This is a genomic window from Erythrobacter sp. (assembly GCF_035194505.1).
GTDB lineage: Bacteria > Pseudomonadota > Alphaproteobacteria > Sphingomonadales > Sphingomonadaceae > Erythrobacter.
This window is the reverse complement of record NZ_CP136573.1, coordinates 383128-406365: the sequence shown is the minus strand read 5'-3', so window position 1 is coordinate 406365 and position 23238 is coordinate 383128. Positions and strand designations below refer to the sequence as shown.

The 23238-nt window shown below is 66.1% G+C and carries 22 protein-coding genes and 1 tRNA gene; 16 read left to right on the top strand and 7 right to left on the bottom strand.

Going from position 1 to position 23238, the window contains the following annotated elements; translation table 11 throughout:
- Positions 1-3: 3 nt before the first annotated feature.
- Positions 4-843, bottom strand: a complete 840-nt coding sequence (locus tag RSE14_RS02045) for a Coq4 family protein (protein ID WP_324075586.1) — start codon at positions 841-843, stop codon at positions 4-6.
- Positions 844-961: 118 nt separating this feature from the next.
- Complete coding sequence (gene serB, locus RSE14_RS02040) at positions 962-1834, bottom strand: phosphoserine phosphatase SerB (RefSeq protein WP_324075585.1); 873 nt, start codon at positions 1832-1834, stop codon at positions 962-964.
- Here serB and miaA point away from each other — a divergent pair.
- The 9 genes from miaA to RSE14_RS01995 all read left to right on the top strand — a co-directional run bounded on the left by miaA (position 1827) and on the right by RSE14_RS01995 (position 11521).
- Entirely contained in the window at positions 1827-2795 is a 969-nt protein-coding gene (gene miaA, locus RSE14_RS02035) for a tRNA (adenosine(37)-N6)-dimethylallyltransferase MiaA (protein ID WP_324075584.1), read from the top strand. The two genes, serB and miaA, sit on opposite strands and share 8 nt — an antisense overlap.
- A gap of 134 nt (positions 2796-2929) precedes the next feature.
- Positions 2930-4717: a biosynthetic-type acetolactate synthase large subunit gene (gene ilvB, locus RSE14_RS02030; protein ID WP_324075583.1), complete on the top strand. Its 1788-nt coding sequence runs from the start codon at positions 2930-2932 to the stop codon at positions 4715-4717.
- A 9-nt stretch (positions 4718-4726) separates the two neighbouring features.
- Complete coding sequence (gene ilvN, locus RSE14_RS02025; RefSeq protein ID WP_324075582.1) at positions 4727-5248, top strand: acetolactate synthase small subunit; 522 nt, start codon at positions 4727-4729, stop codon at positions 5246-5248.
- 37 nt (positions 5249-5285) lie between these two features.
- Positions 5286-6305, top strand: a complete 1020-nt coding sequence (gene ilvC / locus RSE14_RS02020; RefSeq protein WP_324075581.1) for a ketol-acid reductoisomerase — start codon at positions 5286-5288, stop codon at positions 6303-6305.
- A 97-nt stretch (positions 6306-6402) separates the two neighbouring features.
- On the top strand, positions 6403-7056 hold the full coding sequence (locus RSE14_RS02015; protein ID WP_324075580.1) for a YceI family protein: 654 nt from the start codon (positions 6403-6405) through the stop codon (positions 7054-7056).
- Between the two features lie 46 nt (positions 7057-7102).
- Positions 7103-8260 (top strand): alpha-hydroxy acid oxidase, encoded by a 1158-nt coding sequence (locus RSE14_RS02010; RefSeq protein ID WP_324075579.1) that lies wholly within the window; start codon positions 7103-7105, stop codon positions 8258-8260.
- A 66-nt stretch (positions 8261-8326) separates the two neighbouring features.
- The gene (locus tag RSE14_RS02005; protein ID WP_324075578.1) at positions 8327-8785 is read left to right on the top strand and encodes a hypothetical protein; all 459 of its coding nucleotides are present in this window, start codon (positions 8327-8329) and stop codon (positions 8783-8785) included.
- A 194-nt stretch (positions 8786-8979) separates the two neighbouring features.
- Entirely contained in the window at positions 8980-10659 is a 1680-nt protein-coding gene (leuA, locus tag RSE14_RS02000) for a 2-isopropylmalate synthase (RefSeq protein ID WP_324075577.1), read from the top strand.
- An 82-nt stretch (positions 10660-10741) separates the two neighbouring features.
- On the top strand, positions 10742-11521 hold the full coding sequence (locus tag RSE14_RS01995; protein ID WP_324075576.1) for a DUF2189 domain-containing protein: 780 nt from the start codon (positions 10742-10744) through the stop codon (positions 11519-11521).
- Here the strand turns inward: RSE14_RS01995 and RSE14_RS01990 are convergent.
- Both RSE14_RS01990 and RSE14_RS01985 read right to left on the bottom strand, forming a co-directional pair.
- Complete coding sequence (locus RSE14_RS01990) at positions 11500-12057, bottom strand: SEL1-like repeat protein (RefSeq protein ID WP_324075575.1); 558 nt, start codon at positions 12055-12057, stop codon at positions 11500-11502. The genes RSE14_RS01995 and RSE14_RS01990 overlap by 22 nt on opposite strands.
- Before the next feature lie 20 nt (positions 12058-12077).
- Complete coding sequence (locus RSE14_RS01985; protein WP_324075574.1) at positions 12078-12596, bottom strand: SEL1-like repeat protein; 519 nt, start codon at positions 12594-12596, stop codon at positions 12078-12080.
- Positions 12597-12804: 208 nt separating this feature from the next.
- On the opposite strand from RSE14_RS01985, the gene RSE14_RS01980 reads away from it, so the two are divergent.
- A complete protein-coding gene (locus RSE14_RS01980; RefSeq protein ID WP_324075573.1) occupies positions 12805-13848 on the top strand; it encodes an amidohydrolase family protein in 1044 nt (347 codons plus the stop codon).
- A 179-nt stretch (positions 13849-14027) separates the two neighbouring features.
- Positions 14028-15032 carry an NAD(P)H-dependent flavin oxidoreductase gene (locus tag RSE14_RS01975; RefSeq protein ID WP_324075572.1) on the top strand — a complete coding sequence of 335 codons (1005 nt, stop codon included), beginning with the start codon at positions 14028-14030 and terminating at the stop codon, positions 15030-15032.
- 3 nt (positions 15033-15035) lie between these two features.
- Here the strand turns inward: RSE14_RS01975 and RSE14_RS01970 are convergent, their stop codons facing one another.
- The 3 genes from RSE14_RS01970 to RSE14_RS01960 all read right to left on the bottom strand — a co-directional run bounded on the left by RSE14_RS01970 (position 15036) and on the right by RSE14_RS01960 (position 16992).
- Entirely contained in the window at positions 15036-15581 is a 546-nt protein-coding gene (locus tag RSE14_RS01970) for an AHH domain-containing protein (protein ID WP_416379370.1), read from the bottom strand.
- Entirely contained in the window at positions 15553-16302 is a 750-nt protein-coding gene (locus tag RSE14_RS01965; protein WP_324075570.1) for a hypothetical protein, read from the bottom strand. The genes RSE14_RS01970 and RSE14_RS01965 overlap by 29 nt, the downstream gene beginning before the upstream one ends.
- Positions 16303-16497: 195 nt before the next feature.
- Positions 16498-16992 carry an NAD(P)H-dependent oxidoreductase gene (locus RSE14_RS01960; protein WP_324075569.1) on the bottom strand — a complete coding sequence of 165 codons (495 nt, stop codon included), beginning with the start codon at positions 16990-16992 and terminating at the stop codon, positions 16498-16500.
- A gap of 85 nt (positions 16993-17077) precedes the next feature.
- Here RSE14_RS01960 and recJ point away from each other — a divergent pair, with 85 nt between their 5' ends.
- From recJ to pstA, 5 genes are all read left to right on the top strand, one after another.
- Entirely contained in the window at positions 17078-18895 is a 1818-nt protein-coding gene (recJ, locus tag RSE14_RS01955) for a single-stranded-DNA-specific exonuclease RecJ (protein WP_324075568.1), read from the top strand.
- 95 nt (positions 18896-18990) lie between these two features.
- Positions 18991-19065, top strand: a tRNA-Glu gene (locus RSE14_RS01950).
- Between the two features lie 127 nt (positions 19066-19192).
- On the top strand, positions 19193-20458 hold the full coding sequence (locus RSE14_RS01945) for an ATP-binding protein (protein ID WP_324075567.1): 1266 nt from the start codon (positions 19193-19195) through the stop codon (positions 20456-20458).
- Positions 20459-20570: 112 nt separating this feature from the next.
- A complete protein-coding gene (gene pstC, locus RSE14_RS01940) occupies positions 20571-21956 on the top strand; it encodes a phosphate ABC transporter permease subunit PstC (protein ID WP_324075566.1) in 1386 nt (461 codons plus the stop codon).
- The gene (gene pstA, locus RSE14_RS01935; RefSeq protein WP_324075565.1) at positions 21953-23224 is read left to right on the top strand and encodes a phosphate ABC transporter permease PstA; all 1272 of its coding nucleotides are present in this window, start codon (positions 21953-21955) and stop codon (positions 23222-23224) included. Before pstC ends, pstA begins: the two co-directional genes overlap by 4 nt.
- Positions 23225-23238: the final 14 nt, after the last annotated feature.

Below are 23238 nucleotides of genomic sequence, written 5' to 3'. Positions count from 1 at the left end.
GGATCAGGCGGCGAGAAGTTCGCCCTGCGGCTTGGTGCTGGCGAGCAGGTTGTAGGGATCGATCCCTTCGGCCTGCCAGATGCGGTGGCATTCGCGGTACTGTTGCGGCTGCGGGATGCGCAGCTCGGCGCGCACGTCCTCGATCGGGCGTTCGAGCAGCTGGCGGATCGGCTGGGCGATCAGCGGCGGCGCGCCCTTGCCGGTGCGATGCGCCTCGCGCACGGCACCGAAAACAGGGGCCTTGGTGCCCTTCGCCATCTTCTTGATGTTGGCAGCGCCCGCATAGCCGATCAGCAAGTGGCCCTGGCTGGGCGACTGGCCGTGGGTAAACAGCAGCACCGACGCCTCGCCGAGCGCATCGCGACCATAGCCGGTCAGCACGTGGAACAGATCGTGGGTGTCGCGCGAGCGGTTGATGTACCACTCGACCAGATCAGGGAAGCGCGGACGCCCGGTTCGGTCGCTTTCGGCCACCAGCCCTGCGGCCGACAGCCCTTCGGCCTCCATGAAATCGCAATAGGCGTGCGCAAGGCTGCCCTTGGGCGTGCGGCGCAGCGCGGCGTGATCATCGAGAATCTCGGGCAGGCTGGGCTCGGTCTGGCGCAGATAGGTCCCGCGCTCGGACAGCGAGAGCTCCGCGATCCGCGGGATGAAGTCCTTCGAAGGCAGCGATTCGAAGATCCGGAACACCGCCGCGGTGTCTTCCTTGTCCTTCATCAGCATCTGGAAGTTGTGGACCGCGCGCAAGGGACGGTACTTGGCCTGCGGACGATCGGGGTGCAGCAGAACCGTGCCGTCGGCAGAGAACATCCGGGTAAACTGGTCACGAGCGGCTTCGGTCATGCTGGCAATTCCTGTGGTGTGGCGCTGGTGGTGCCACGACTTGCTTACATGAGTGTTAATAGACGATTCGGTTCAGCGAATAAAACCCTTTTTGCGACGAGCCGTGCGAGCCTAGCGATCAGGCCTCGACCCAGTCGCTGCGCGCAATGCCCAGCAGCGAAAGCACCGCCGTCAGATCGCCGCGATCGACCCGGCCATTGGCGGCCGCGCGCGCCTTGGGCTTGGCGAGATAGGCAAAGCCATAGGTCGCCGCCGCGATCATCGGAATGTCGTTGGCGCCGTCGCCCGTCGCAAGACTGATGCGCCCGCCCGCCGCTTCTTCGGCCAGCACCGCGGCCTTCACGCCGCTGTCGACAATATCGCCCAGCAGCCCGCCCGTGAGCTTGCCGCCCACAACCTCGAGCCGGTTGCCGACCACCCGGTCAAACCCGAGCATCGCGCCCACCGGATCGGCGAAGTGGTGAAAGCCGCCGGTCACCAGCACGGTGCGGCAGCCTTGCGCCGAAAGCGTCGCCACCAGCGTCTTTGCGCCCGGCGTGGGCGAAATCCGCTCCGCCAGACATTCGCCGATCGCGCCCTCGCCCAGCCCTTCGAGCAGCGCCACGCGTTCGCGCAGCGCGGCGACGAAATCGAGCTCGCCCTGCATCGCGCGTTCGGTGATTTCGGCGATCTGCGCCTTGATCCCGGCGTAATCGGCCAGCTCGTCGATGCATTCCTGCCCGATCATGGTCGAATCCATGTCCGACACGAAGACTTGCGGAAGGAAAATCGGTCCACGGCTGACCAGCATGTCGGCCGGGGAAAAGACGCTGTCGATCGCGGCGAGCACCACTTGCGGATCGCCATCGGTGAAGCGCATCTCGAGCACATCGCCGTCGGCCAGCACCTCCGCCGTCGCCAGCGCCACGCCTTCTTCGCGCAAAGCACGCGCCAGCAAGTCTTGCGATGTTTCCCTTGTCGCTATGTCTGCTATCAGCCGGGCAATGAGCATCGTGAATTCTCCAGCAGGCCCCGTGGCGCCCTCCGTCGCGCTCATTGCAGGGCCGACCGCAAGCGGCAAGAGCGCGATTGCGCTTGCCCTTGCCAAGCGGCTTGCCGCTGACGGGCGGCGCGGCGTGATCGTCAATGCCGACAGCGCGCAGGTCTATGCCGATCTCGGCGTGCTGTCCGCGCGCCCCTCCGAAGAGGAGATGGGCGGGATCGAGCACCGCCTGTTCGGGGCGTGGGACGGGGCCGAGGCTTGCTCGGCCGCCGCATGGGCCGCGCGCGCCAAGGCCGAGATCGCCGATATCCACGCCAGCGGCGGGGTGCCGATCCTCGTCGGCGGCACCGGGCTCTACATCAAGGTGCTGCTCGAAGGCATCGCCCCGATCCCGGAAATCGATCCCGCTGTGCGGGCCACAGTGCGCGCCCTGCCCGAAGATGCGGCCTATGCCCTGCTCCAGGTCGAAGACCCCGAGCGCGCCACCGAACTTGATCCCGGCGATCGCCAGCGGATTGCCCGCGCCTTGGAAGTGAAGCGCTCGACCGGCGTGACGCTGGCTGACTGGCAGCTCGCCAAGGCCGGCGGGATTGCCGAGGACATCACGCTCCACCCGCTGCTGGTGCTGCCGGACCGGACATGGCTTTATGAACGGTGCGACCTCCGGTTCGAGGCGATGCTGGAAAGCGGCGCGATTGCCGAGGTCGAGGCGCTGCTCGCCCGCAATCTCGATCCCGATCTGCCGGTGATGCGCGCCATCGGGGTGCCGGAAATCGCCGCCTTCCTTGCTGACGACATGGAGCCTGAGGCGATGATCGCCACGGGGCAACAGGCGACGCGCAATTATGCCAAGCGCCAGTTCACCTGGTTTCGGCGCCAGACTCCGGAGGAATGGCTCCGGATCGCGCCCGGGCCTGAATCCGAAAATATCGACATTGAGGCCTGTTTCGCATCATTATTGCGCGATTAGGGGTTGACCTATCAGATTATAACCTATAGCGGCGTAATCACTCGGTCCGATGCGCCCCCCCTGCATCGGGCCGGTTTTGTTGTCAGGCATGGGTCGTTCGTTTCGGCCTGCCGCCCAACCCGATGGAGTTCCCCGTGCCCGGCAAGCCGGACAAAGCCGCAAGTCACAGCGCCCCCAAAAGCGGTGCGGCGATCCTTGTGCAGTGCCTGATCGAGCAGGGCGTCGAATATGTCTTCGGCTATCCCGGCGGCGCGGTGCTGCCGATCTATGACGAACTCTTCGGCGATGAGCGCATCCGCCACATCCTTGTCCGCCACGAAGCGGGTGCGGCCCACGCGGCCGAAGGCTATGCCCGCGCCACCGGCAAGCCGGGCGTGGTGCTCGTCACCTCGGGCCCGGGCGCAACCAATGCGATAACCGGGATTGCCGATGCGTGGATGGATTCGATCCCGCTCGTCGTCATCACCGGACAGGTGCCCACCAGCCTGATCGGCACCGACGCGTTTCAGGAAGCCGACACCATCGGCATCACGCGTCACTGCACCAAGCACAATTATCTGGTGAAGGACCCGGCCGATCTCGCCGCGACCATCGCCGAGGCCTTCCGCATCGCCACCACCGGGCGGCCCGGTCCGGTCGTGATCGACATTCCCAAGGATGTGCAGATCGCCGTGCCGTCCGAGCGCCGCGCCTTCGTGCGTCCGGGATCGCACCGCTATGCCCCGCAGATGGTCGCGCCCGCCGAACAGATCGTCGAGGCGATCGAGCTGATCGCCAAGGCCGAGCGTCCGATCTTCTACACCGGCGGCGGCGTGATCAATTCCGGCCCCGAGGCAAGCGAACTGCTTCGCCGCCTCCAGGACCTCACCGGCGCGCCGGTTACCTCGACCCTGATGGGCCTCGGCGCCTTCCCGAGCACGCACCCCGACTGGCTCGGGATGCTGGGGATGCACGGCACCTACGAAGCCAATATGGCGATGAACACCTGCGACGTGATGGTGTGCATCGGTGCGCGCTTCGATGACCGGGTGACCGGCAGGCTCGACGCTTTCTCGCCCCATTCGACCAAGATCCACATCGACATCGATCGCTCCTCGATCAACAAGACCGTGCCGGTGGACATGGGAATCCTTGGCGATTGCGGCACGGTGCTGGGCCAGCTGATCGCGGCCTGGGGCACTCGTCAGGCCCGCGATCTGGGCGAATGGAAGGCCCGCATCGCCGGCTGGCGCGCGCGCGAATGCCTCGCCTATCCGCCGCGCTCGGTGAAGCACCCCAACATGATCATGCCGCAAAAGGCGGTCGAGCGGCTCCATGCCCTTACCCACAAGCGCGCGCCGATCATCTCCACCGAAGTCGGCCAGCACCAGATGTGGGCGGCGCAATATTTCGGCTTCGATGATCCCAACAAGTGGCTGACCTCGGGCGGGCTCGGCACCATGGGCTATGGCCTGCCCGCCGCAATCGGCGCGCAGCTTGGCCACCCCGACGCGCTGGTGATCGACATTGCGGGCGAGGCCAGCATCCAGATGAACATCCAGGAACTGGGCACCGCCAGCCAGTACCGCCTGCCGGTCAAGGTGTTCATCCTCAACAACGAATATATGGGCATGGTCCGCCAGTGGCAGGAGCTGACCTACGAAAGCCGCTATTCGAACAGCTACTCCGACAGCCTGCCCGATTTCGTGCGGCTGGCCGAAGCATACGGGTGGAAGGGCATTCGCATCCACGATGAAAGCGAACTCGATGAAGGGATCGCCGCCATGCTTGCGCACGATGGGCCGGTGATGGTCGATTGCCTCGTCGCGCAGGATGCCAACTGCCTGCCGATGATCCCGTCAGGGGCGGCCCATACCGACATGATCCTCTACGGCGACAAGGTCGACGGGACGATGGACGACGAAGCCAAGGCGCTGGTTTAGGAAACGCTCATGCCCCTCAAGATTGCCGCCGCCGCTTCCGAGCGCCATGTGCTCGCCGTCACCGTGGACAATGAACCCGGGATCCTCGCCAAGATCACGGGGCTGTTCACCGCGCGCGGTTACAACATCGACAGCCTGACCGTGGCCGATATCTCCGAAGACCACGCGATCAGCCGCATCACCATCGTCACCAACGGGCCGCCTTCGGTGATCGACCAGATCGAGGCGCAGCTGGAACGGCTGGTGCCGGTGCACAAGGTCACCGATCTCACCACTGCCGGGCCTCACGTCGAGCGCGAGCTGGCGCTGATCAAGGTCAGCGGCACGGGCGAAAGGCGGGTCGAGGCGCTGCGCCTTGCCGACATTTTCCGCGCGCGCCCCGTCGATACCACCACCGAAAGCTTCATCTTCGAGATCACCGGCCCGCCTGATAAGGTCGACAGCTTCATCGCCCTGATGCGCGAGCTGGGGCTGGTCGAAGTCGGCCGCACCGGGATCGTGGGCATGATGCGCGGGGCCGAGGGTGCCTGAGTTTTTCAAAAGTTACAAAGCACAAGAGAGAATAGTGATGAAAGTCTATTACGACGCCGATGCCGATCTCAATCTGATCAAGCCCAAGAAGGTCGCGATTGTCGGCTATGGCTCGCAGGGCCACGCCCATGCCCAGAACCTGCGCGATTCCGGCGTCGCCGAAGTCGCCATCGCCCTGCGCGAAGGGTCTGCGACTGCGAAGAAGGCCGAAGGCGCAGGCTTCAAGGTGCTCTCCAACACCGAGGCCGCCAAGTGGGCCGACATCATCATGATCCTCGCGCCCGATGAACATCAGGCCGCGATCTGGGAGAATGATCTCAAGGGCCACATGAAGCCCGGCAGCGCGCTCGCCTTTGCCCACGGGCTCAACATCCACTTCGGCCTGATAGAGGCGCCCGCCGATATCGACGTCATCATGATCGCGCCCAAGGGCCCGGGCCACACTGTCCGCTCCGAATATGTGCGCGGCGGCGGGGTGCCCTGTCTCATCGCCATCCATCAGGATGCGAGCGGCGCGGCGCATGACGTGGCGCTTGCCTATGCCAGCGCGGTTGGCGGCGGGCGCTCGGGCATCATTGAGACCAACTTCAAGGAAGAGTGCGAGACCGATCTGTTCGGCGAACAGGCGGTGCTGTGCGGCGGGATCACCCACCTGATCCAGGCGGGCTTCGAAACCCTGGTCGAGGCCGGATACGCGCCGGAAATGGCCTATTTCGAATGCCTCCACGAAACCAAGCTGATCGTCGACCTGCTCTATGAAGGCGGCATCGCCAACATGCGCTATTCGATCAGCAACACTGCCGAATATGGCGACATCACCACCGGTCCACGCATCATCACCGCCGAAACCAAGGCCGAAATGAAGCGCGTGCTGGCCGACATCCAGTCAGGCCGTTTCGTGAAGAACTTCGTGCTCGATAATCGCGCCGGCCAGCCTGAACTCAAGGCCGCGCGCAAGGCGGCAGAAGCGCATCCGATCGAAAAGACCGGCGCCACCCTGCGCGCCATGATGCCGTGGATCAGCGCCAACAAGCTGGTCGATAAGGCCAAGAACTAGGCTGCAAAGAATTCCACCGCCCGCCTGTTGCGGCGGGCGGTGGAACCATCGCGGGGCGTCGGGTATTGGGTCTTCACACCTTGAGGAGACCCACCCGATGAACCGCACCGCCCTCGCCGCTCTTGCAGCGCTTGCCATCACCGGCATCAGCGCCGCTTTCGTCCCCACGCTCGCAGCCCAGGATGCCCCGCGGATGCCGGGCGTTCAGGATCCCTCGCGCGTCACGGCAGGCACCTATGCCGCCGATCCGGGGCACTCGCTGATCGGCTGGGAAGTCAGCCATTTCGGCTTCAGCGACTATTTCGGCATCTTCGGCGATGTGGCGGGCACGCTGGTGCTCGATCCGGCCAATCCGGATGCGGCCAAGGTTGATGTGACGATCCCCGTCGCCAATGTCACCACCGCCAGCAAGGGCCTGACCGCGCACCTCCTGCGCCCGGGCAAGGACGGGGGGGCGCCCGATTTCTTCGGCCCCGCACCGGCCCCCGCCCGCTTCGTCTCCACATCGGTCAAGGCCAAGGGCATGACCGCGATCATCACCGGCGACCTCACCTTGAACGGCATCACCAAGCCGGTCACCTTCGAGGCCGAGTTCGTGGGCGCGGGCAACAACCCCTACAACAAGAAGGCCACGGTCGGCTTCGAAGCCGAGACCGAAATCAAGCGCTCCGACTTCGGCGTGAATTACGCTATCCCCTTCGTCAGCGACGAGGTGGAGCTGGAGATCTCCGTCGCCTTCGAGAAGCAGTAAGAGCCTCTCGACACATCATCTCCAATCGGGCAGGCCTCTCTCCACGATGCGCCTGTCCGATTGCCACAATATCGACGATTTCCGGCGGCTGGCCAAAGCCCGCCTGCCCTTCCCCGTGTTCGATTACATCGACGGCGCGGCTGATGACGAGCTGACCAAGGCGAGGAACACCGCTGCCTTTGCGGGGGTCGATCTGGTGCCCGATGTGCTCGCCGGGGTGGAGGTGATCGACACCTCCTGCACCATTCTCGGGCGCAAATCCGCGCTACCGTTGATGCTCTCGCCCACCGCAGTCCAGCGCGCATTCCACTGGCAGGGCGAGCGCGCGGTGGCCAAAGCCGCCGAGAAATACGGGCTGTGGTTCGGCATATCGAGCCTTGCGACGCGCTCGATCGAGGAGATCGCCGCGCTCACCAGCGGGCCGAAGCTGTTCCAGCTCTATGTCCACAAGGACAAGGGGCTGAACACCCACATGATCGAGCGCTGTCAGGCGGCAAAGTTCGATGCGCTGGCGCTGACGGTGGACACCATCGTTTCGGGCAAGCGCGAGCGGTGCCTGAGGAGCGGCTTCACCACCCCGCCGCGCTTCACGCCTGCCAGCATCCTCAGCTACGCCGCCCGCCCGCGCTGGACGCTCGACTATGTGTTCCGCGAGAAATTCCGCCTCCCCAATCTCGACACCCATGTCAGCGAGGGCACGAACAGGGCGGTCAGCATCGCGGAATATTTCAACACCATGCTCGATACCGCGATGACATGGGACACCGCCGCAAGCATCCGCCAGCAATGGGGCGGCACCTTTGTGCTGAAGGGCGTGATGAGCGCAGCCGACGCGCGCCGCGCGGTCGAGATCGGGGCCGATGCGATCATGATCTCGAACCACGGCGGGCGCCAGCTCGATGGCTCCCGCGCGCCGTTTGATCAGCTGCCAGAGATTGTCGATGCGGTGGGGGGCAAGATCGAGATCATCTGCGACGGCGGCGTGCGGCGCGGCACCCATGTGCTGAAGGCCCTGTGCTCGGGCGCCACGGCGGCCTCGGGCGGGCGGCTCTATCTCTATGCGCTGGCGGCGGCGGGGCAGGACGGGGTCGAACGCGCGCTCGGCATCCTCAAGGACGAGATCGAGCGCGGGATGCGGCTGATGGGGGTGACGCGGACCAGCCAGCTCACCGGCGAACGCCTGCGCCAGCGCCCGCCGGCATGAACTGTCATGATGTTGCAATTTTCCGGTCGTTTGGGATGATGTAAGGCCCATTTACGGACACCGACCATGACCAATCGCCCTGCCGCTGCCCTGCCCCTGATGCTCGCCGCTCTGATGCTTGCGGCCTGCGGGAGCGAGCCCGATCCCGCCGCCAGCAGCGCGGACAGCTTTGCGTCACGGATCAACAAGAACGCCGCTGACGCCTCGGCCACACCCGCGCCTGCGGCCACCGCCACGCCGCAGATCGCCCAGCCCCTGCCGGGCGCCGCGCCGGGTGCCTTTGCCGAGGGCACGCTCACCGATCCCGCCTCGCAGACCTGCGGTGCCAATCTGATGGGGCCCTTCATCGGCAAGCCCGCCGATCAGGGCACCCGCGCCGCCATCGCCCAGACCCTGGGGCGCACCGAGAACCTGCGTTTCGTGCCCTTCGGGAGCGCGGGCTTCGTCAATCCCGATCCCACCAATCCGCGTTTGAGCCTGATGCTCGATGCGCAGAACATCATCCGCGACGCACGCTGCGGGTGATAGCGGAGGTATTCCCGGCTTGCGCCCTGCGCAATAATCGGCAAAGACTGCCCGCATGACGGGACACGGACTTGCGCTGCTTCGACTTATGCGCCCTTGGGCGTAGGCAGCCGCGCGCGAGGATGCGAGCGGCCCGCTCCCAAGGGTAACCCGCAAGCCTCCTTTCTTCCCCTGTCCGCGACGAGCCATTTTCCATGCCCATGCTCCAGCATCCTTCCGCCAAGTACCGCCCCTTCGGCCAGATCAACCTGCCCGACCGCCAGTGGCCCTCGAAACTGATCGAGAAGGCCCCGCACTGGCTCTCCACCGATCTGCGCGACGGCAACCAGTCGATCATCGATCCGATGGACGCGGTGAAAAAGCGCCGTTTCTTCGATCTGCTGGTCGAAATCGGGGTCAAGGAAATCGAAGTCGGCTTCCCCAGCGCCGGCGCGACCGAGTTCGATTTCATCTCCGGCCTGGTGCGTTCGGGCGACATTCCCGATGACGTGATCGTGCAGGTGCTGACGCAGAGCCGCGAGGATCTGATCCGCACCAGCTTCGACAGCCTGACAGGCGCGCGCGCCGCCATCGTCCACCTCTACAACGCCGTCAGCCCCGCATGGCGCGACATCGTGTTCCGCATGAGCAAGGACGAGGTGAAGGCCATCGCCGTCGCGGGTGCCAAGGTGATGCGCGACGAGGCCGCCAAGCGCCCCGATACGGACTGGCATTTCCAGTATTCGCCGGAGACCTTCTCCACCGCCGAACTCGACTTCTCGATCGAGGTCTGTGCCGCGGTCATGGAGGTGCTGGCCCCCACGCCCGAGCATCCGATCATACTCAACCTGCCTGCCACGATCGAGGCGGCGACCCCGAATATCTATGCCGACCAGATCGAATATTTCGGACGGTACCTGCCGAACCGGCAATCCGCGATCCTGAGCCTTCACACCCACAATGATCGCGGCACCGGCGTGGCGGCGGCGGAACTCGGGCTGATGGCGGGCGCGGACCGGGTCGAGGGCTGCCTGTTCGGCAATGGCGAGCGCACCGGCAATTGCTGCCTCGTGACCATGGCGCTCAACCTCTACACCCAGGGCGTCAATTCCGGGCTCGACTTCTCGAATATCGACCGGGTGATCGAGACGGTGGAATATTGCAACGACATCCCCGTCCACCAGCGCCACCCCTATGGCGGCGAGCTGGTCTACACCGCCTTTTCCGGCAGCCATCAGGACGCGATCAAGAAGGGCTTCGAAGCGCGCGACACCCAGAACGACGAAGTCTGGCGCGTGCCCTATCTCCCCATCGATCCGGCCGATCTCGGGCGCAATTACGAAGCGGTGATCCGCGTCAATTCGCAGTCCGGCAAGGGCGGCTTTGCCTGGGTGCTGGAGAAGGATCAGGGCCTGAAGCTCCCCAAGAAGATGCAGGCCGATTTCTCGCGCCATGTGCAGCATCTCGCCGACGAGCTGGGCCGCGAGTTGAACGCCGCCGACATCTGGGACGCGTTCCGCCGCGCCTATCACGTCAAGACCCACCCAAAGCATTTCCAGCTGGTGCGCTACGAGGAAAGCCGCGCGTCGGATGGCACGCGCATCTTTGCCGGCACCATCGCGGTCGAAGGCACGGAGCAGAGCGTTTCGGGGCGCGGCAATGGCCTCATCTCCTCGGTGATGGGCACTTTGCGCGAGGCCTTCGGGGTCGAGCTCGAGGTGTCCGACTACACCGAACACGCGCTGGGTAGCGGCACGGATGCACGCGCGGCGGCCTATCTCGAATGCCGCACGGCTGACGGGCGCACGCTTTGGGGCTGCGGGATCGACGAGGATATCGCCACCGCCAGCGTGCGCGCCGTGCTGAGCGCGGCCAATTCGGCCGTGGCGCGCTAGGCAAGGCGAGCGCAATGCTTGCCTGATGCACGCTTTGCGCGCATCATCGGCGCCGCTGTCACGGGAGAGAGGGCCAGCGCCGATGAGCGTGCTCGAACAGGGTTCCGTCATGCCCGCAACCCTGCCGCAGGTGGCGGGCGATCTTGCTGCGGCAGACCTGCGCGCGGCGCTCGCGGCGGGCTGGCGCGATTTCCTCGCCATGCCGCGCTTCGGCCAGTTCTTCGGCGGGGTCTATGTGCTCGCCGGTCTTGGAATCGGCTGGGCCACGATCACCGGCGGCAACCTCTCCTGGCTGATCCCCGCGATCGCCGGCTTCCCTCTGATCGCGCCTTTCGTGGCCGTCGGCCTTTACGAGGCAAGCCGCAGGCGCGAGGTGGGCGAGCCGCTTACATGGCGTGCGGTGCTCGGCGCATTGAAGGGCCACGGGGATGACCAGATCCTCTCGATGGGGGTGATCGTGTTCGTCGCCTTCTCGTTCTGGATGATCATCGCCCACGCAGTTTTCGCGATCTTCATGGCCGGGAGCCGGATGGGCGGTGAAACGCTCGCCGCCCTCATGACCCCGCCGGGCCTTGCGATGCTGGCGGTGGGCAGCGCGGTCGGCGCGGTACTGGCCTTTGCCTTCTACGCGATGACGGTGATCAGCCTGCCGCTGCTGGTCGAACGCAAGGTCGATTTCCTCAATGCGATCATTGCCAGCCTCAAGGTGGTGCGGCGCAATTTCGCGGTGATGCTGGGCTGGGCGGAGGTGATTGCCGTGCTGCTGTTTGTCGCCATGATCCCGGCCTTTCTCGGCCTTGTCGTGGCGCTGCCGGTGCTAGGGCACGCGACCTGGCACCTCTACCGGCGTGCGGTGGTCTGAACCGCCTTCAGGGTTTTCCTGCTGCGCGAAGGCGCGCCGTGCTCAGGGGGCGGCAAGGCTTCGAGACGTGCCTTGGCCTCGGCCAGACCGGGCTCTTCAGGCGCGAAGAGCGGGATCAGCTGACCGGCATTGCCGTTTGCACCGGGCGAATAGTAGAAGGTCGTACCGCCGGTCGAGATGACGGCTATCCTGTAGAGCTTGCGCGCCTTTTCCAGATCTCGCGGCACCCCGCGCCCTTCCTCGAAGCGGATTCCCAGTTCGAGCGCGGCCGGCTTGTTGGCGGTCCAGGCAAGGCCCGCGAGCAGCGACGGGGGCATCACTTCGCAGGCGACCGTAATCAGCCCCCCGTCAGGCCCCGGCCACGGACAGGCATTGGCTGGCTGCGCCCCGCTGGCCAGCGAGGCCTCGATCCGTGCGCGGTCCTCGGGCGAGAGCGGCGTGCGGGTGTCGATCCCGAGATATTGCTGCGGTGTCGCGCATCCGCCGACCAGCAGCGCGAGCACAACCGGAACGGCAAGCCGTGCTGCCCGCAGCATCAAAACCGCCCGCCCATATTCTAGTCAGCCGCTGCGAGATTGCGCAGCCGTTCCTGCGCTTCGGGCAGGCCGACGCCCCGGGAGCGGGTGTAGATCGTGTGCCCGCCGATGCCCGAGACCACGAAGCTCGCGATGCCTTCGGCGTTGACCGGCGCGCTGCGCTGCGAATCCCGTGCCGCCATCCGGTAGAAACGCCGCGCAAGTTCAGGGTTGCGCGCGACCCCGCGCCCCTCCTCCAAGCGCTTGGCGAGTTCGAGCTGCGCCCGCTTATTGATGACATTGCGCGCCATGTCCGCAAGCACCGGCAGCGGCACGACTTCGCAGGGGATCCGCGTCGGCCCCTCGGTGACCGGATGCACCCAGTCGCACTGCCCCGATCCCAGATCGCCGCGCTGATAGGCTGCCGCAAGAACTCGCAATTCGGCCTCGCTCACCGGCCGGTCAAGCGCGGCAGAAGCGGTCTCCTGCGCCGCCGCAGCGCCTGCCGCCAGCACCATCGCAGCGCCCATTCCGAAGCATTTCACGACCCGCGACGCCATTGCCTCTCTCCATCTAAGACACTGATAACACGAGATATATTTCCACGAAACCGGCTTAATCGTCAATGAACAAGCCGCTGCGCAAAAGCAGCCATGCCCTGCAAAAAGACCATGGCGCTCGGCCGCCTTGCCGTTACATCTGGCAGCGAGACTGCGCATGAAGGAAGGCCTGCCAAGGGCCTCGCGTGCGGCACGAGGGAGAGAGACCATGACCGAAGCCATCATCGAGCCAGAACTGGCGATCATCGATCCGCACCATCACCTGTGGGATCTGCGCCCGCTGCTGCCGATGTTCCCTGAACCGCGCCACCGCTTTCTCGAAACGCTGGTGCCGGCCGCGCATTACACCTTCGATCACCTCCATGCCGATGTCACCACCGGCCACAACATCATCGCCACGGTGTTCATGGAATGCGGCGCATTCTACAATTCGGCCTATGGCGATGCGCTGAAGCCGGTGGGCGAGGTCGAATATGTGAACGGCGTCGCGGCGCAATCGGCGAGCGGGCTCTACGGGAAACTGCGCGCCTGTGCCGGGATTGTCGGCCATGCCAACCTGATGCTCGGCAGCGACGCGGGCGCAGTGCTCGACGCGCTGGTTGCCGCCGCGCCTGCGCGCTTCAAGGGGATCCGCCATCAGGGCGCATGGGATGCCGATCCCGACGTGCTCGGCCCGCCCTTCCACGCGCCCCAAGGCCTCTATCGCGACGCGACCTTCCGCGCGGGCTTTGCAGAGCTCGGCAAACGCGGGCTCAGCTTCGATGCCTGGGTGCTGGAGCCGCAGATCGGCGATGTGATCGATCTTGCGCGCGCCTTTCCCGATACCCCGATCTGCCTCGACCATTGCGGCACCCCGCTGGGCTCGGCGAGCTATGAAGGCCGGCTGGAGGAACGCTTCGGCGTGTGGCGCGACGCGATCATCGAACTGGGCAAGTGCGAGAACGTGATGGTCAAGCTCGGCGGGCTGGCGATGCACAATTGCGCGATGCCCGAGGCCGGGCCTGCCGCCGGCGTCGGCTCGGAGGAACTGGCGCGGCTGTGGAAGCCCTATATCGAGACCTGCATCGAAGCCTTCGGCACGCGCCGCGCCATGTTCGAGAGCAATTACCCGGTCGATCGCTGGGGCGCGACCTATCCGGTGCTGTGGAACGCCTTCAAGCGCATCACCAGCGGGGCCAGCGCGGAGGAGAAGGCGGCGCTCTATGCCGGCAACGCGGCGCGGTTCTACAGGATCGAGGAACTGCTGGGTTAGGGCCCATCGCCCCCCGTTCGCCTCGAGCGTAGTCGAGAGGCCGTGCACCCTGTGTCTCGACTGCGCTCGACACGAACGGGATGCGGCAAGCCCTGCTGACTCGCAAAAACGCGCTTGGCTCGGCAGGAACCCGCGCTAGAGACACCCGTTCAAGCCGAATACGTTTTGAGGAGAAACCCATGCCCCTTCCCGCCCCGTTCGATCGTCTGCGCCTGCCGCTGATCGGATCGCCGCTGTTCATCGTTTCGGGCCCGGAACTGGTGATCGCGCAGTGCAAGGCGGGGATCATCGGCAGCTTCCCGGCGCTGAATGCGCGCCCGCAGTCGCAGCTTGATGAGTGGCTCCACCAGATCACCGAGGAACTGGCCGCCCACAACCGCGCCCATCCCGATCGTCCCGCCGCGCCCTTCGCGGTCAACCAGATCGTCCACAAGACCAACGACCGCGTCGATGCCGACATGGCGACCTGCGCAAAGTGGCAGGTGCCGATGATCATCACCTCGCTGGGCGCGCGCGAGGATATCTACACCGCGGTGCGCAACTGGGGCGGCGTGACGATGCACGACGTCATCAACAACCGCTTCGCCCACAAGGCGATCGAAAAGGGCGCAACCGGTCTCATTCCGGTGGCAGCTGGTGCAGGCGGCCATGCAGGCGCGCTGTCGCCCTTCGCGCTGATGCAGGAAATCCGCGAGTGGTTTGATGGCCTCGTCGCGCTGTCAGGCTCGATCGGCCACGGCGCCTCGATCCTTGCCGCCCAGGCCTTGCGCGCCGATTTCGCCTATGCCGGCAGCGCCTTCATTGCCACCAAGGAAGCCAATGCCGAGCAGGGCTACAAGCAGGGCATCGTCGAAGGCTCCTCGGAAGGGATCGTCTACACCAACCTGTTCACCGGCGTGCACGGCAATTACCTGCGCTCCTCGATCGAGGCGGCCGGGCTTGATCCCGACGATCTGCCGGTCAGCGATCCGAGCAAGATGAACTTCGGCAGCGGCGGCAACACCAAAGCCAAGGCGTGGAAGGACATCTGGGGTTCGGGCCAGGGCATCGGCACGATCAAGGAAGTCGGGACGGTCGAAGACCTCGTCGCCCGGCTGGAGCGTGAATATCACGCCGCCAAGGCACGTCTTGCCGATAACTCGGGCTATGCCGCCTGGGCCGCGCTCGCCGAGGCTGCCGAATAAGCGCTATTCGGCCGCCCAGAGCAATTCGGCCATCGCGTCGAGCTCGGTGAAGTCAAAGCCGGTGCCGAGCGGGTCCCTGCGGTTGAGCAGGACCCGCCGCCGCTCGTTGAGCAATTGCCGCCGCAGCGCGGCTTGCAGCAGTTGCAGGCGCATCAGCGCCTCTTCCAGCGCGATGTCGGGATGGTGGCTCCGCACCGCCGACCAGCGCGCCTCGATCCGGCCGACGCGGGCGATCACCATCTCGTTATAGCGGTGATGCGGCCCGCGGTGCAGCGGCATGCGGGTGCGCAGGCTCGCCTCTTCGCTCGCGGGCAGCAGCAACCCGTTGGCGCGGAAATCGTCGAACCCCACCCGCTCGCGGCCGAGCGCCTCGAACAGTGTGCCGAAGCAGCGGCGGCTCAGCAGCTGGCGCGGGAGCAGGTGGTGGCGTTGGAGTGCGGGGTCATATCCGGGCACATCCCGCCGGTTGACCTCCCGGAAAGCGATGACAGACCTGATGGCGGATCCCCCCTGCCAGCATCTATTCGCGCCACACCCTGATGAAATCACCATTGCGCGACGTGCGCATCACCAGCCTGGTTCCGTCAGGCGCGATGATCCGCTCGCTTTCTTCTAACCCCCCGACAATGACCAGTTGGTTGACAAGCCGCACGCCCAATCGCGTCGCGGCGACCTTGTCCGAGGTGAGCGGTGGCTCGATCCGCAATTCCTGCCCGATCCAGAAATTGAGACCCACGGTCTGCAAGGCGCCGTCCTCCACCTGCTCGAAAGCGGTGAGGCCGAGCGCGGGGAAGGCCCCGCCTTCGAGCCATGCGGTGATGACGGATTCGAAGAACCGTCGCCCGATCGCACTGCGCGACGGATCCCACACCACCGCCACAAGATCCTCGAAATGCTGGGTCAGATCGCGCGCGAGGCCGAGCATGCCGCGCAGCACCGGCATCGAGCGCTCGCCGCCGGTCAGGTGCGGGCCCGGCGTGATGGTCAGTGCTTCGAGCGCCTCCTGCCCGGCAGCGCTGGCGGGAAAATCGAAGCGGTGGGCGATCACCGGCAGCACGCCCGCAGGCCCCGGCGCCAGCCCGCGCAAATCAAACGTCAGCCCTTCGCGCAGCAGTTCCAGCCACGCCTGCGCTTGCGCCTCGGCATCAGCCCTCGCCGGCACGCCCGCCTGCGCGCTGTCTGCCTGCGTCACCAGCAGGCCCGCAGCGGCATCGCCGGCAGGATCATGGCTCAGACTGACCGCGTGCTGATGCGAGAGAAACGCGAGCATATCCGCGCGCGTCGGCCGCTTGCCCGCGGCAAACAGCAAATGAAGCCCTGCAACATCAGCGTAAGGCGACGGTGAAATCTTCGAGGCCCCCTCTTATCGCACCTGACCGGGCGACGACCGGTAGGCATCCTTGGCGTGTTTGACCACTATCGTCGAGTCCCCAAAGGACCTCCCTGTCCCGATAAGGGTCATAGCCTAGAAGATGCCGAGTTGCAGCCCCTCGGCCAGAGCTGCGCCGATTTCCCGACATTTTTTCAGCGCCTTGTCCGGCACCTGTTTGGGGGCGGCGATAGCCTCGGGAGTCTGGGCCGAAAAATTGACGATCACGCCGTCCATGACACGGCGCAGTCGCCAACCGGTCACAATCCGGTCAAGCTGCCGCCCAGCCCCGGCCCCGTCCGATCCGGCGGCGATGATCGTGGCATAGGGCCGCCCCTCGATCTGCCCGAGCACATCATAATAGGTGCGGTCGAACATCTCTTTCATCAGCCCGGAAAGACTGCCGAGATTTTCGGGCGCCACAAACAGGTATCCGCCTGCCGCCAGCAGATCGGCAGCGGTCACCGCCTCGGCGCGCAGCAAGCGCGACCCCGCAGCAGCCTCCGCAGCCGCCCGCGCCAGCGCCTCGCTCGCGCCGGTGCGGCTGTGCCAGATCACCAGCAGGTGCGGCGCGGGAAGGCTTGTCTCCATGCCCACGCTGCGTGGCCTGCGTTCCTGTCGATTGTCAATTGCCTGCGCCTGTGCGCTGGCGCGGCTTTGGGCTATGCTGCAGCCCATGTCCTCCGCCCCGCTGTCGCCTGCCTCCTCTCTGGCCCCTCATGCCCATGTGCTGGGTGTCACCTCCTCGCTTTCGGGCAAGGCGTGGCGCTGGCGCGGCGGCAATATGGAACTGGGCGAGGATGCTGCGCGCGGTCTTGACCGCTCGATCCTCGATCAGCTGCTGCTGACCCGCGGCGTGGCCGAGGATGATCTCGCCCGCCATGCCCGCCCGACCTTGCGCGAATTCCTGCCCGATCCGTCCGCCTTCCGCGATATGGACACCGCCGCCGCGCGCCTTGCCCGGGCCGTCACGACGGGCGAGCGGGTGACGATCTATGGCGATTATGATGTCGACGGGGCGACCAGCGCGGCGCTGCTCGTCGAACTGCTGCGCCAGCTCGGGCTTGATGCGGGCTATTACATCCCCGATCGCCTGCTCGAAGGCTATGGCCCTTCCGGAGAGGCGCTGGTGAAGCTGGCCGAGGCCGGATCGCAGCTGATCGTGACGGTCGATTGCGGCGCAATGGCGCACGAGGCGCTGGCCATGGCGAAGGATGCAGGCGTCGATGTGATCGTGGTCGATCACCACAAGTGCTCGCCCGAACTTCCCGTGACCGCCGCCCTCGTCAATCCCAACCGGCTCGACGAGAGCGATCTGGGCGCGGCGCATGGCCACCTTGCTGCGGTGGGCGTCGCCTTCCTTCTCGCCATCGCGCTGGTGCGGACCTTGCGCGAGGAGGGCTGGTTTGCCGCAGGAGAGCGGCGCGAACCCGATCTTATCGGGCTGCTCGATCTGGTGGCGCTCGGCACCGTCGCCGATGTCGCCGCGCTCCACGGCCTCAACCGCGCCTTCGTGGCGCAGGGGCTGAAGGTGCTGGCGAAGCGCGAGCGGATCGGCATGGCCGCGCTGATCGATGCGAGCCGGCTGACTCGCGCACCACAAGCGAGCGACCTCGGCTTCGCGCTCGGGCCGCGCATCAATGCCGGCGGGCGGATCGGCGAATCGACTTTGGGCGTGCGCCTGCTCACCACCACCGACGCCGAGGAAGCGCGGACCATCGCGATCCAGCTCTCGCAGCTGAACGAGGAACGCCGCGCGATCGAGGCCGAAGTCCAGGAGGCCGCCGAAGCCATGCTCGCAGGGCAGCACAACATGGCGGTGCAGGTGCTCGCCGGATATGGCTGGCATCCGGGCGTGATCGGGATCGTGGCGGGCCGCATCAAGGAGAAGACCGGCAAGCCCGCCATCGTCATCGCGCTCGACGACACGCAGGGCAAAGGCTCTGGCCGTTCGATCAGCGGGGTCGATCTTGGCGCTGCGATCATCGCCGCGCGCGAGGCGGGGCTGCTGGTGGCGGGCGGCGGCCATGCCATGGCGGCGGGGCTGACCATCGAGCCGGGGCGGCTGGCGGACTTTGCAGGCTTCCTCGACGAACGGCTTGCCCGCGATGTCGAGCGTGCGCGGGCGGGCGCTGCGATGCTGCTCGATCTTGCGCTCGCACCCGGCGGGCTCACGCCTGATCTGGTCGATACGCTGGAGGCAGGCGGGCCTTACGGCGTGGGCTGGCCTGCGCCGCGCGTGGCGGTCGGGCCGGTGCGGATCGTCAAGGCAGATATTGTCGGCAAGGATCACCTGCGGATTGTTGCCAGCGGCAATGACGGGCGCTCGTTCAAGGCGATCGCCTTCCGCGCCGCCGAGACCGAAATGGCGCAGACCCTGCTCCATCGTAGCGCCGGGCGGCGCTTCCACCTCGCGGGCCGCGCGCGGATCGACGACTGGGGCAGCCGTCCGGCGGCCGAATTGCAGCTGGAAGATGCAGCCTTCGCCGACTGACAATCGGGGGCAGCACAATTTTTCCGAGGCCGCGCGCAAACGGGGCTTGACCGGTCCAATTCACCCCCCTAGTAGCGCGCTCTCGCAACCGACGAGGCCCCTTCGTCTAGCGGTTAGGACGCGGCCCTTTCACGGCTGAAACACGGGTTCGATTCCCGTAGGGGTCACCACCTTTAGGATGCGAGACACGAACGGGCGGCAGGCTTCGGCCTTGCCGCCCTTTTCGTTTGTGACCCTTCGCGCAGCCGATTGTGACACGGCGCTCTGGGCGCTTTGCAGCATCGGCGCTTGGCTGTAATGCGCTCGCCCATGGGCATGGGGCAGAACCTTCCGGTCGCGGGCATATCGCTGGCAGCGGGGACCTTTGTGGCGATGATGCTGCTGGGGGTTGATCCGGTCATTGCCATTGCCGTCACAGTGGTGTGGATCGGTTCGCTGATGGTGATCGCGGGCCGCCCGCCCGAGCCCGCGCCGGTGGTGCGCCGCCAGCCCCTCAGCCTCGAATCGATCCGCGATCTGATCGAGAATTTCTCCACCCCGCTGCTGATCACCGATCGCAGCACCATCGCGCTGGCCAATTCTGCGGCGCGGACCATGCTGGGCCAGCACATGATCGGGCAGGATGCACGCGTGGCGCTGCGCCAGCCCGAGGCGATTGCGCTCCTGAACGAAGGCCGCAACGGCGAGGCGATCGTGCGCGGGCTCGTGCGGCGGCAGGATATCTGGCAGATCAGCCGCCGCGCGATCGATGACCGGCTGGCCCTGCTCGAACTCACCAACCAGACCGCCGAGGCCGATATCAGCCGCGCGCACACCGATTTCGTCGCCAATGCCAGCCACGAATTGCGCACGCCGCTCGCCGCGATCCTCGGCTATGTCGAGACCCTGCGCGAGGATGACGGCCGGGTCGATACGCCGACCGCGCAGAAGTTCCTCGGCATCATCGAGCGCGAGGCGCACCGGCTTCAGGCGCTGGTGAGCGACCTCATGAGCCTCAGCCGGGTGGAGGCGGAAAAGCACGACCTGCCGACCGAGCGGATCGCGCTGGCCCCGCTGGTCGAGCGCGCCGCGCGCGATGCGGCGGGCCCCGAGCGGTTCGAGCGGATCGCGCTCGATCTGGCGGCGGCGCCGTTTGTGCTCGGCGATCATCATCAGCTTGAACAGGTGGTGCGCAACCTCGTCGACAATGCGCTCAAATATGGCGCGGCCGAGGGCAAGGTCGCGGTCGCGCTCGATCTGGCGCCGGGCGATCAGGCGCGCATTGCCGTGGCGGACGAGGGAGAAGGCATCGCGGCCGACCAGATTCCCCACCTCACCCGCCGATTCTATCGCACCGATCCGGGCCGCAGCCGCGCTTCGGGCGGCACGGGGCTTGGCCTTGCGATCGTGAAACACATCGTGGAGCGCCATCGCGGTCGGCTCGACATTTCCAGCGAGCTTGGCAAAGGCACCCGCGTCGTGGTGCGCATCCCCTTGGCGCAGAACGATATTCCTGAAAAAACCGGCAGCAGCGCGGCGGACGCAGACGGGAACCGGATGGGCGAAACCCAACAACTGTCATAGTATTGTCTTATTTCTTCAACATGCGCCCGCCATGGCATGGACGCGGGGACTTTGCGTCCCTATCGGCGTGCCGGTCCGGACACGCCTCGCGCGGGGTAAACAGGTTCATTCAATGTCGCCGATCATGCTTCTCCTGATTGCCATCGGGCTCGGCCTTGCCGGATGGCTGGCGGGCCGCGCCAAGGCGTGGAGCTTTGCGAGCAGCGATCCGGCCGCGCGCCCGGTCTCGCGCCCGATCTATCATGCCTGGTATGTCGCCCTGTGGGTGGTGCTGCCGGTGATCGCCTTTGTCACCGTGTGGTCGGTCATCGCGCCGCAGCTCGTCACCCAGAGCGTGCTCGCCTCGCCTGCCGCTGCCGAATTGCCCGCCTTCGGGTTCGAGCGTGACGCCTTCATCGGCGAAGCCCGCGCCGTCGCCCAAGGCTCTGCCCCCGGCGTGTTCAACGACGAGGCCGAGGCCCTGATCGAGCCCTTCCGCTCCGCGATGATGCGCTACAACATCATCGGCATTGCGGTGGCCGTGCTGATCGCCTTTGCCTGCGGAGGCCTTGCCTTCCTGCGCCTGCGCCCCGATTTCCGCGCCCGCAACAAGGTCGAGCGCACGGTGATGGCGATCCTCCTGCTCGCCTCGCTGGTCGCGATCCTCACCACCTTCGGCATCTTCGCCAGCCTCGTGTTCGAAACCGTGCGCTTCTTCGGCATGGTCTCGCCCATCGATTTCCTGTTCGGTACCAAGTGGGGTCCGGACACCATGGTCTCGCCCGAGGCGGTCGATCCGACCCGCTACGGCGCGGTGCCGCTGTTCTGGGGCACGCTGTTCATCGGCGCGGTGATCGCCATGATCGTCGCCATTCCGCTGGGACTGATGAGCGCGATCTACCTCACCCAATATGCCGATCCGCGGGTGCGCACCTGGGTCAAGCCGCTGCTCGAGATTCTCGCGGGCGTGCCCACCGTGGTCTATGGCTATTTCGCCGCGCTCACCGTGGCCCCGGCGATCCGCGATGCGGCGGTGGCAATCGGCATCACCAGCGCCTCGACCGAAAGCGCGCTCGCCGCGGGCGTGGTGATGGGGGTGATGATCATCCCCTTCGTCTCCTCGATGGCGGACGATTCGATGGCCGCTGTCCCGAGCGCGATGCGCGACGGCAGCCTTGCGATGGGCGCGACCAAGTCCGAAACCATCCGCCGCGTGCTCTTCCCCGCCGCGCTGCCCGGCATTGTCGCCGGCATCATGCTCGCGGTCAGCCGCGCAATCGGCGAGACCATGATCGTGGTGATGGCCGCATCGCCCGCCGCCAATCTCACCGCCAACCCGCTTGAGCCGATGTCGACAGTCACCGTGCAGATCGTCAAGCTGCTGACCGGCGAGCAGAGCACCGATCACCCGGCCACGCTCAGCGCCTTTGCGCTAGGCTTCGTGCTGTTCATGGTGACGCTCGCGCTCAACTTCATCGCCCTGCGCGTCGTCAAGCGTTTCCGCGAGGCCTACGAATGAGCGATACCGTCATCCCCGATGCTGGCCCGCTCGGGCCGACCCGCACGCCTGCCTTCGAAAAGCGGCTGGCCCAGCGTTACCGTGCCGAGCGCAATTTCCGCCGCCTCGGCCTTTCGGCTGTGGTCTTCTCGGTCGCGGTGCTGGTGTTCCTGCTCGCCTCCATGCTGGTGAACGGCGTGGGCGGGTTCCAGCGCGCCGAACTTACCGTCACCATCGACTTTGCCGAAAGCGGCCTGTCGGGCGATGCCACCTCGCTCTCTGCGCCCAGCGCTGTGCAGACGCTGGAGATGCAGGGCCTGCCGGAAATCGTGCGCTTCTACGGCGAACAGACGCTCGGGGCCGATGGCGCAGAGCAGCTTTCGACCGACGCCTGGCGCGATGTCGCCGCCGCGCTCACTGCCGATCCGGCGATGATCACCCGCAAGGAGAGCTTCGCCCTGCCCGCCGCCTCGACGCTCGCCGCCGGGCTCGAAGGCGAAGGCTCGCCCGAAATGCAGGCGCTCGCGGCGCGGCTTTCGAAGGAAGGCAAGCTCGCCAAGAACTGGGACTGGGGCTTCCTTGCCCGTTCCGACGCCACCAGCCCGCAGGCGGTCGGCATCTGGGGCGCGCTCAAGGGTTCGATCCTGACGATGCTGGTGACGCTGGCGCTGGCCTTCCCGATCGGCGTGCTCTCGGCGCTCTATCTGGAGGAATATGCGGCCCGCAATCGCTGGACCGACCTCATCGAAGTCTCGATCAACAACCTTGCTGCCGTGCCTTCGATTATCTTCGGCCTGCTGGGCCTCGCGGTGTTCCTGACGCTGTTCCCCAACCTGCGCTCGGCCCCGCTGATCGGGGGCATGACGCTGGCGCTGATGACCATGCCGGTGATCGTCATTTCCGGCCGCAACGCGATCAAGGCCGTGCCGCCCTCGATCCGTGACGGTGCGCTCGCCATCGGGGCCTCGCCGGTGCAGGTGGTATTCCACCATGTCCTGCCGCTGGCCCTGCCCGGGATGCTGACCGGCACCATCATCGGCATGGCGCGTGCGCTGGGCGAAACAGCGCCGCTGCTGCTGATCGGGATGCGCGCCTTTGTCGCCACCCCGCCTGACGGCTTTACCTCGCCCGCCACGGTGCTGCCGATGCAGATCTTCCTGTGGTCTGACGAAATCGACCGCGGCTTTGTCGAGCGCACTTCGGCCGCTATCATCGTGCTGCTGGTGTTCCTGCTCGCCATGAACGGCCTCGCCATCTACCTTCGCAACAAGTTCGAGAAACGCTGGTGACTGTAATCCATCCC

What these genes read in the sequence shown, in the direction of transcription:
- RSE14_RS01965 (WP_324075570.1), bottom strand. Translation starts at nt 16,302, where the DNA reads ATGCTCGCGTTTCTCTCGCATCAGCACGCGGTCAGTCTGAGCCATGAT.
- RSE14_RS02005 (WP_324075578.1), top strand. Translation starts at nt 8,327, where the DNA reads ATGACCAATCGCCCTGCCGCTGCCCTGCCCCTGATGCTCGCCGCTCTG.
- pstC (WP_324075566.1), top strand. Translation starts at nt 20,571, where the DNA reads ATGTCGCCGATCATGCTTCTCCTGATTGCCATCGGGCTCGGCCTTGCC.
- pstA (WP_324075565.1), top strand. Translation starts at nt 21,953, where the DNA reads ATGAGCGATACCGTCATCCCCGATGCTGGCCCGCTCGGGCCGACCCGC.
- RSE14_RS02015 (WP_324075580.1), top strand. Translation starts at nt 6,403, where the DNA reads ATGAACCGCACCGCCCTCGCCGCTCTTGCAGCGCTTGCCATCACCGGC.
- RSE14_RS01980 (WP_324075573.1), top strand. Translation starts at nt 12,805, where the DNA reads ATGACCGAAGCCATCATCGAGCCAGAACTGGCGATCATCGATCCGCAC.
- RSE14_RS01995 (WP_324075576.1), top strand. Translation starts at nt 10,742, where the DNA reads ATGAGCGTGCTCGAACAGGGTTCCGTCATGCCCGCAACCCTGCCGCAG.
- RSE14_RS01960 (WP_324075569.1), bottom strand. Translation starts at nt 16,992, where the DNA reads ATGGAGACAAGCCTTCCCGCGCCGCACCTGCTGGTGATCTGGCACAGC.
- RSE14_RS01975 (WP_324075572.1), top strand. Translation starts at nt 14,028, where the DNA reads ATGCCCCTTCCCGCCCCGTTCGATCGTCTGCGCCTGCCGCTGATCGGA.
- RSE14_RS01985 (WP_324075574.1), bottom strand. Translation starts at nt 12,596, where the DNA reads ATGGCGTCGCGGGTCGTGAAATGCTTCGGAATGGGCGCTGCGATGGTG.
- RSE14_RS02010 (WP_324075579.1), top strand. Translation starts at nt 7,103, where the DNA reads ATGCGCCTGTCCGATTGCCACAATATCGACGATTTCCGGCGGCTGGCC.
- ilvC (WP_324075581.1), top strand. Translation starts at nt 5,286, where the DNA reads ATGAAAGTCTATTACGACGCCGATGCCGATCTCAATCTGATCAAGCCC.
- RSE14_RS01945 (WP_324075567.1), top strand. Translation starts at nt 19,193, where the DNA reads ATGCGCTCGCCCATGGGCATGGGGCAGAACCTTCCGGTCGCGGGCATA.
- recJ (WP_324075568.1), top strand. Translation starts at nt 17,078, where the DNA reads ATGTCCTCCGCCCCGCTGTCGCCTGCCTCCTCTCTGGCCCCTCATGCC.
- RSE14_RS02045 (WP_324075586.1), bottom strand. Translation starts at nt 843, where the DNA reads ATGACCGAAGCCGCTCGTGACCAGTTTACCCGGATGTTCTCTGCCGAC.
- serB (WP_324075585.1), bottom strand. Translation starts at nt 1,834, where the DNA reads ATGCTCATTGCCCGGCTGATAGCAGACATAGCGACAAGGGAAACATCG.
- leuA (WP_324075577.1), top strand. Translation starts at nt 8,980, where the DNA reads ATGCCCATGCTCCAGCATCCTTCCGCCAAGTACCGCCCCTTCGGCCAG.
- RSE14_RS01990 (WP_324075575.1), bottom strand. Translation starts at nt 12,057, where the DNA reads ATGCTGCGGGCAGCACGGCTTGCCGTTCCGGTTGTGCTCGCGCTGCTG.
- miaA (WP_324075584.1), top strand. Translation starts at nt 1,827, where the DNA reads ATGAGCATCGTGAATTCTCCAGCAGGCCCCGTGGCGCCCTCCGTCGCG.
- ilvN (WP_324075582.1), top strand. Translation starts at nt 4,727, where the DNA reads ATGCCCCTCAAGATTGCCGCCGCCGCTTCCGAGCGCCATGTGCTCGCC.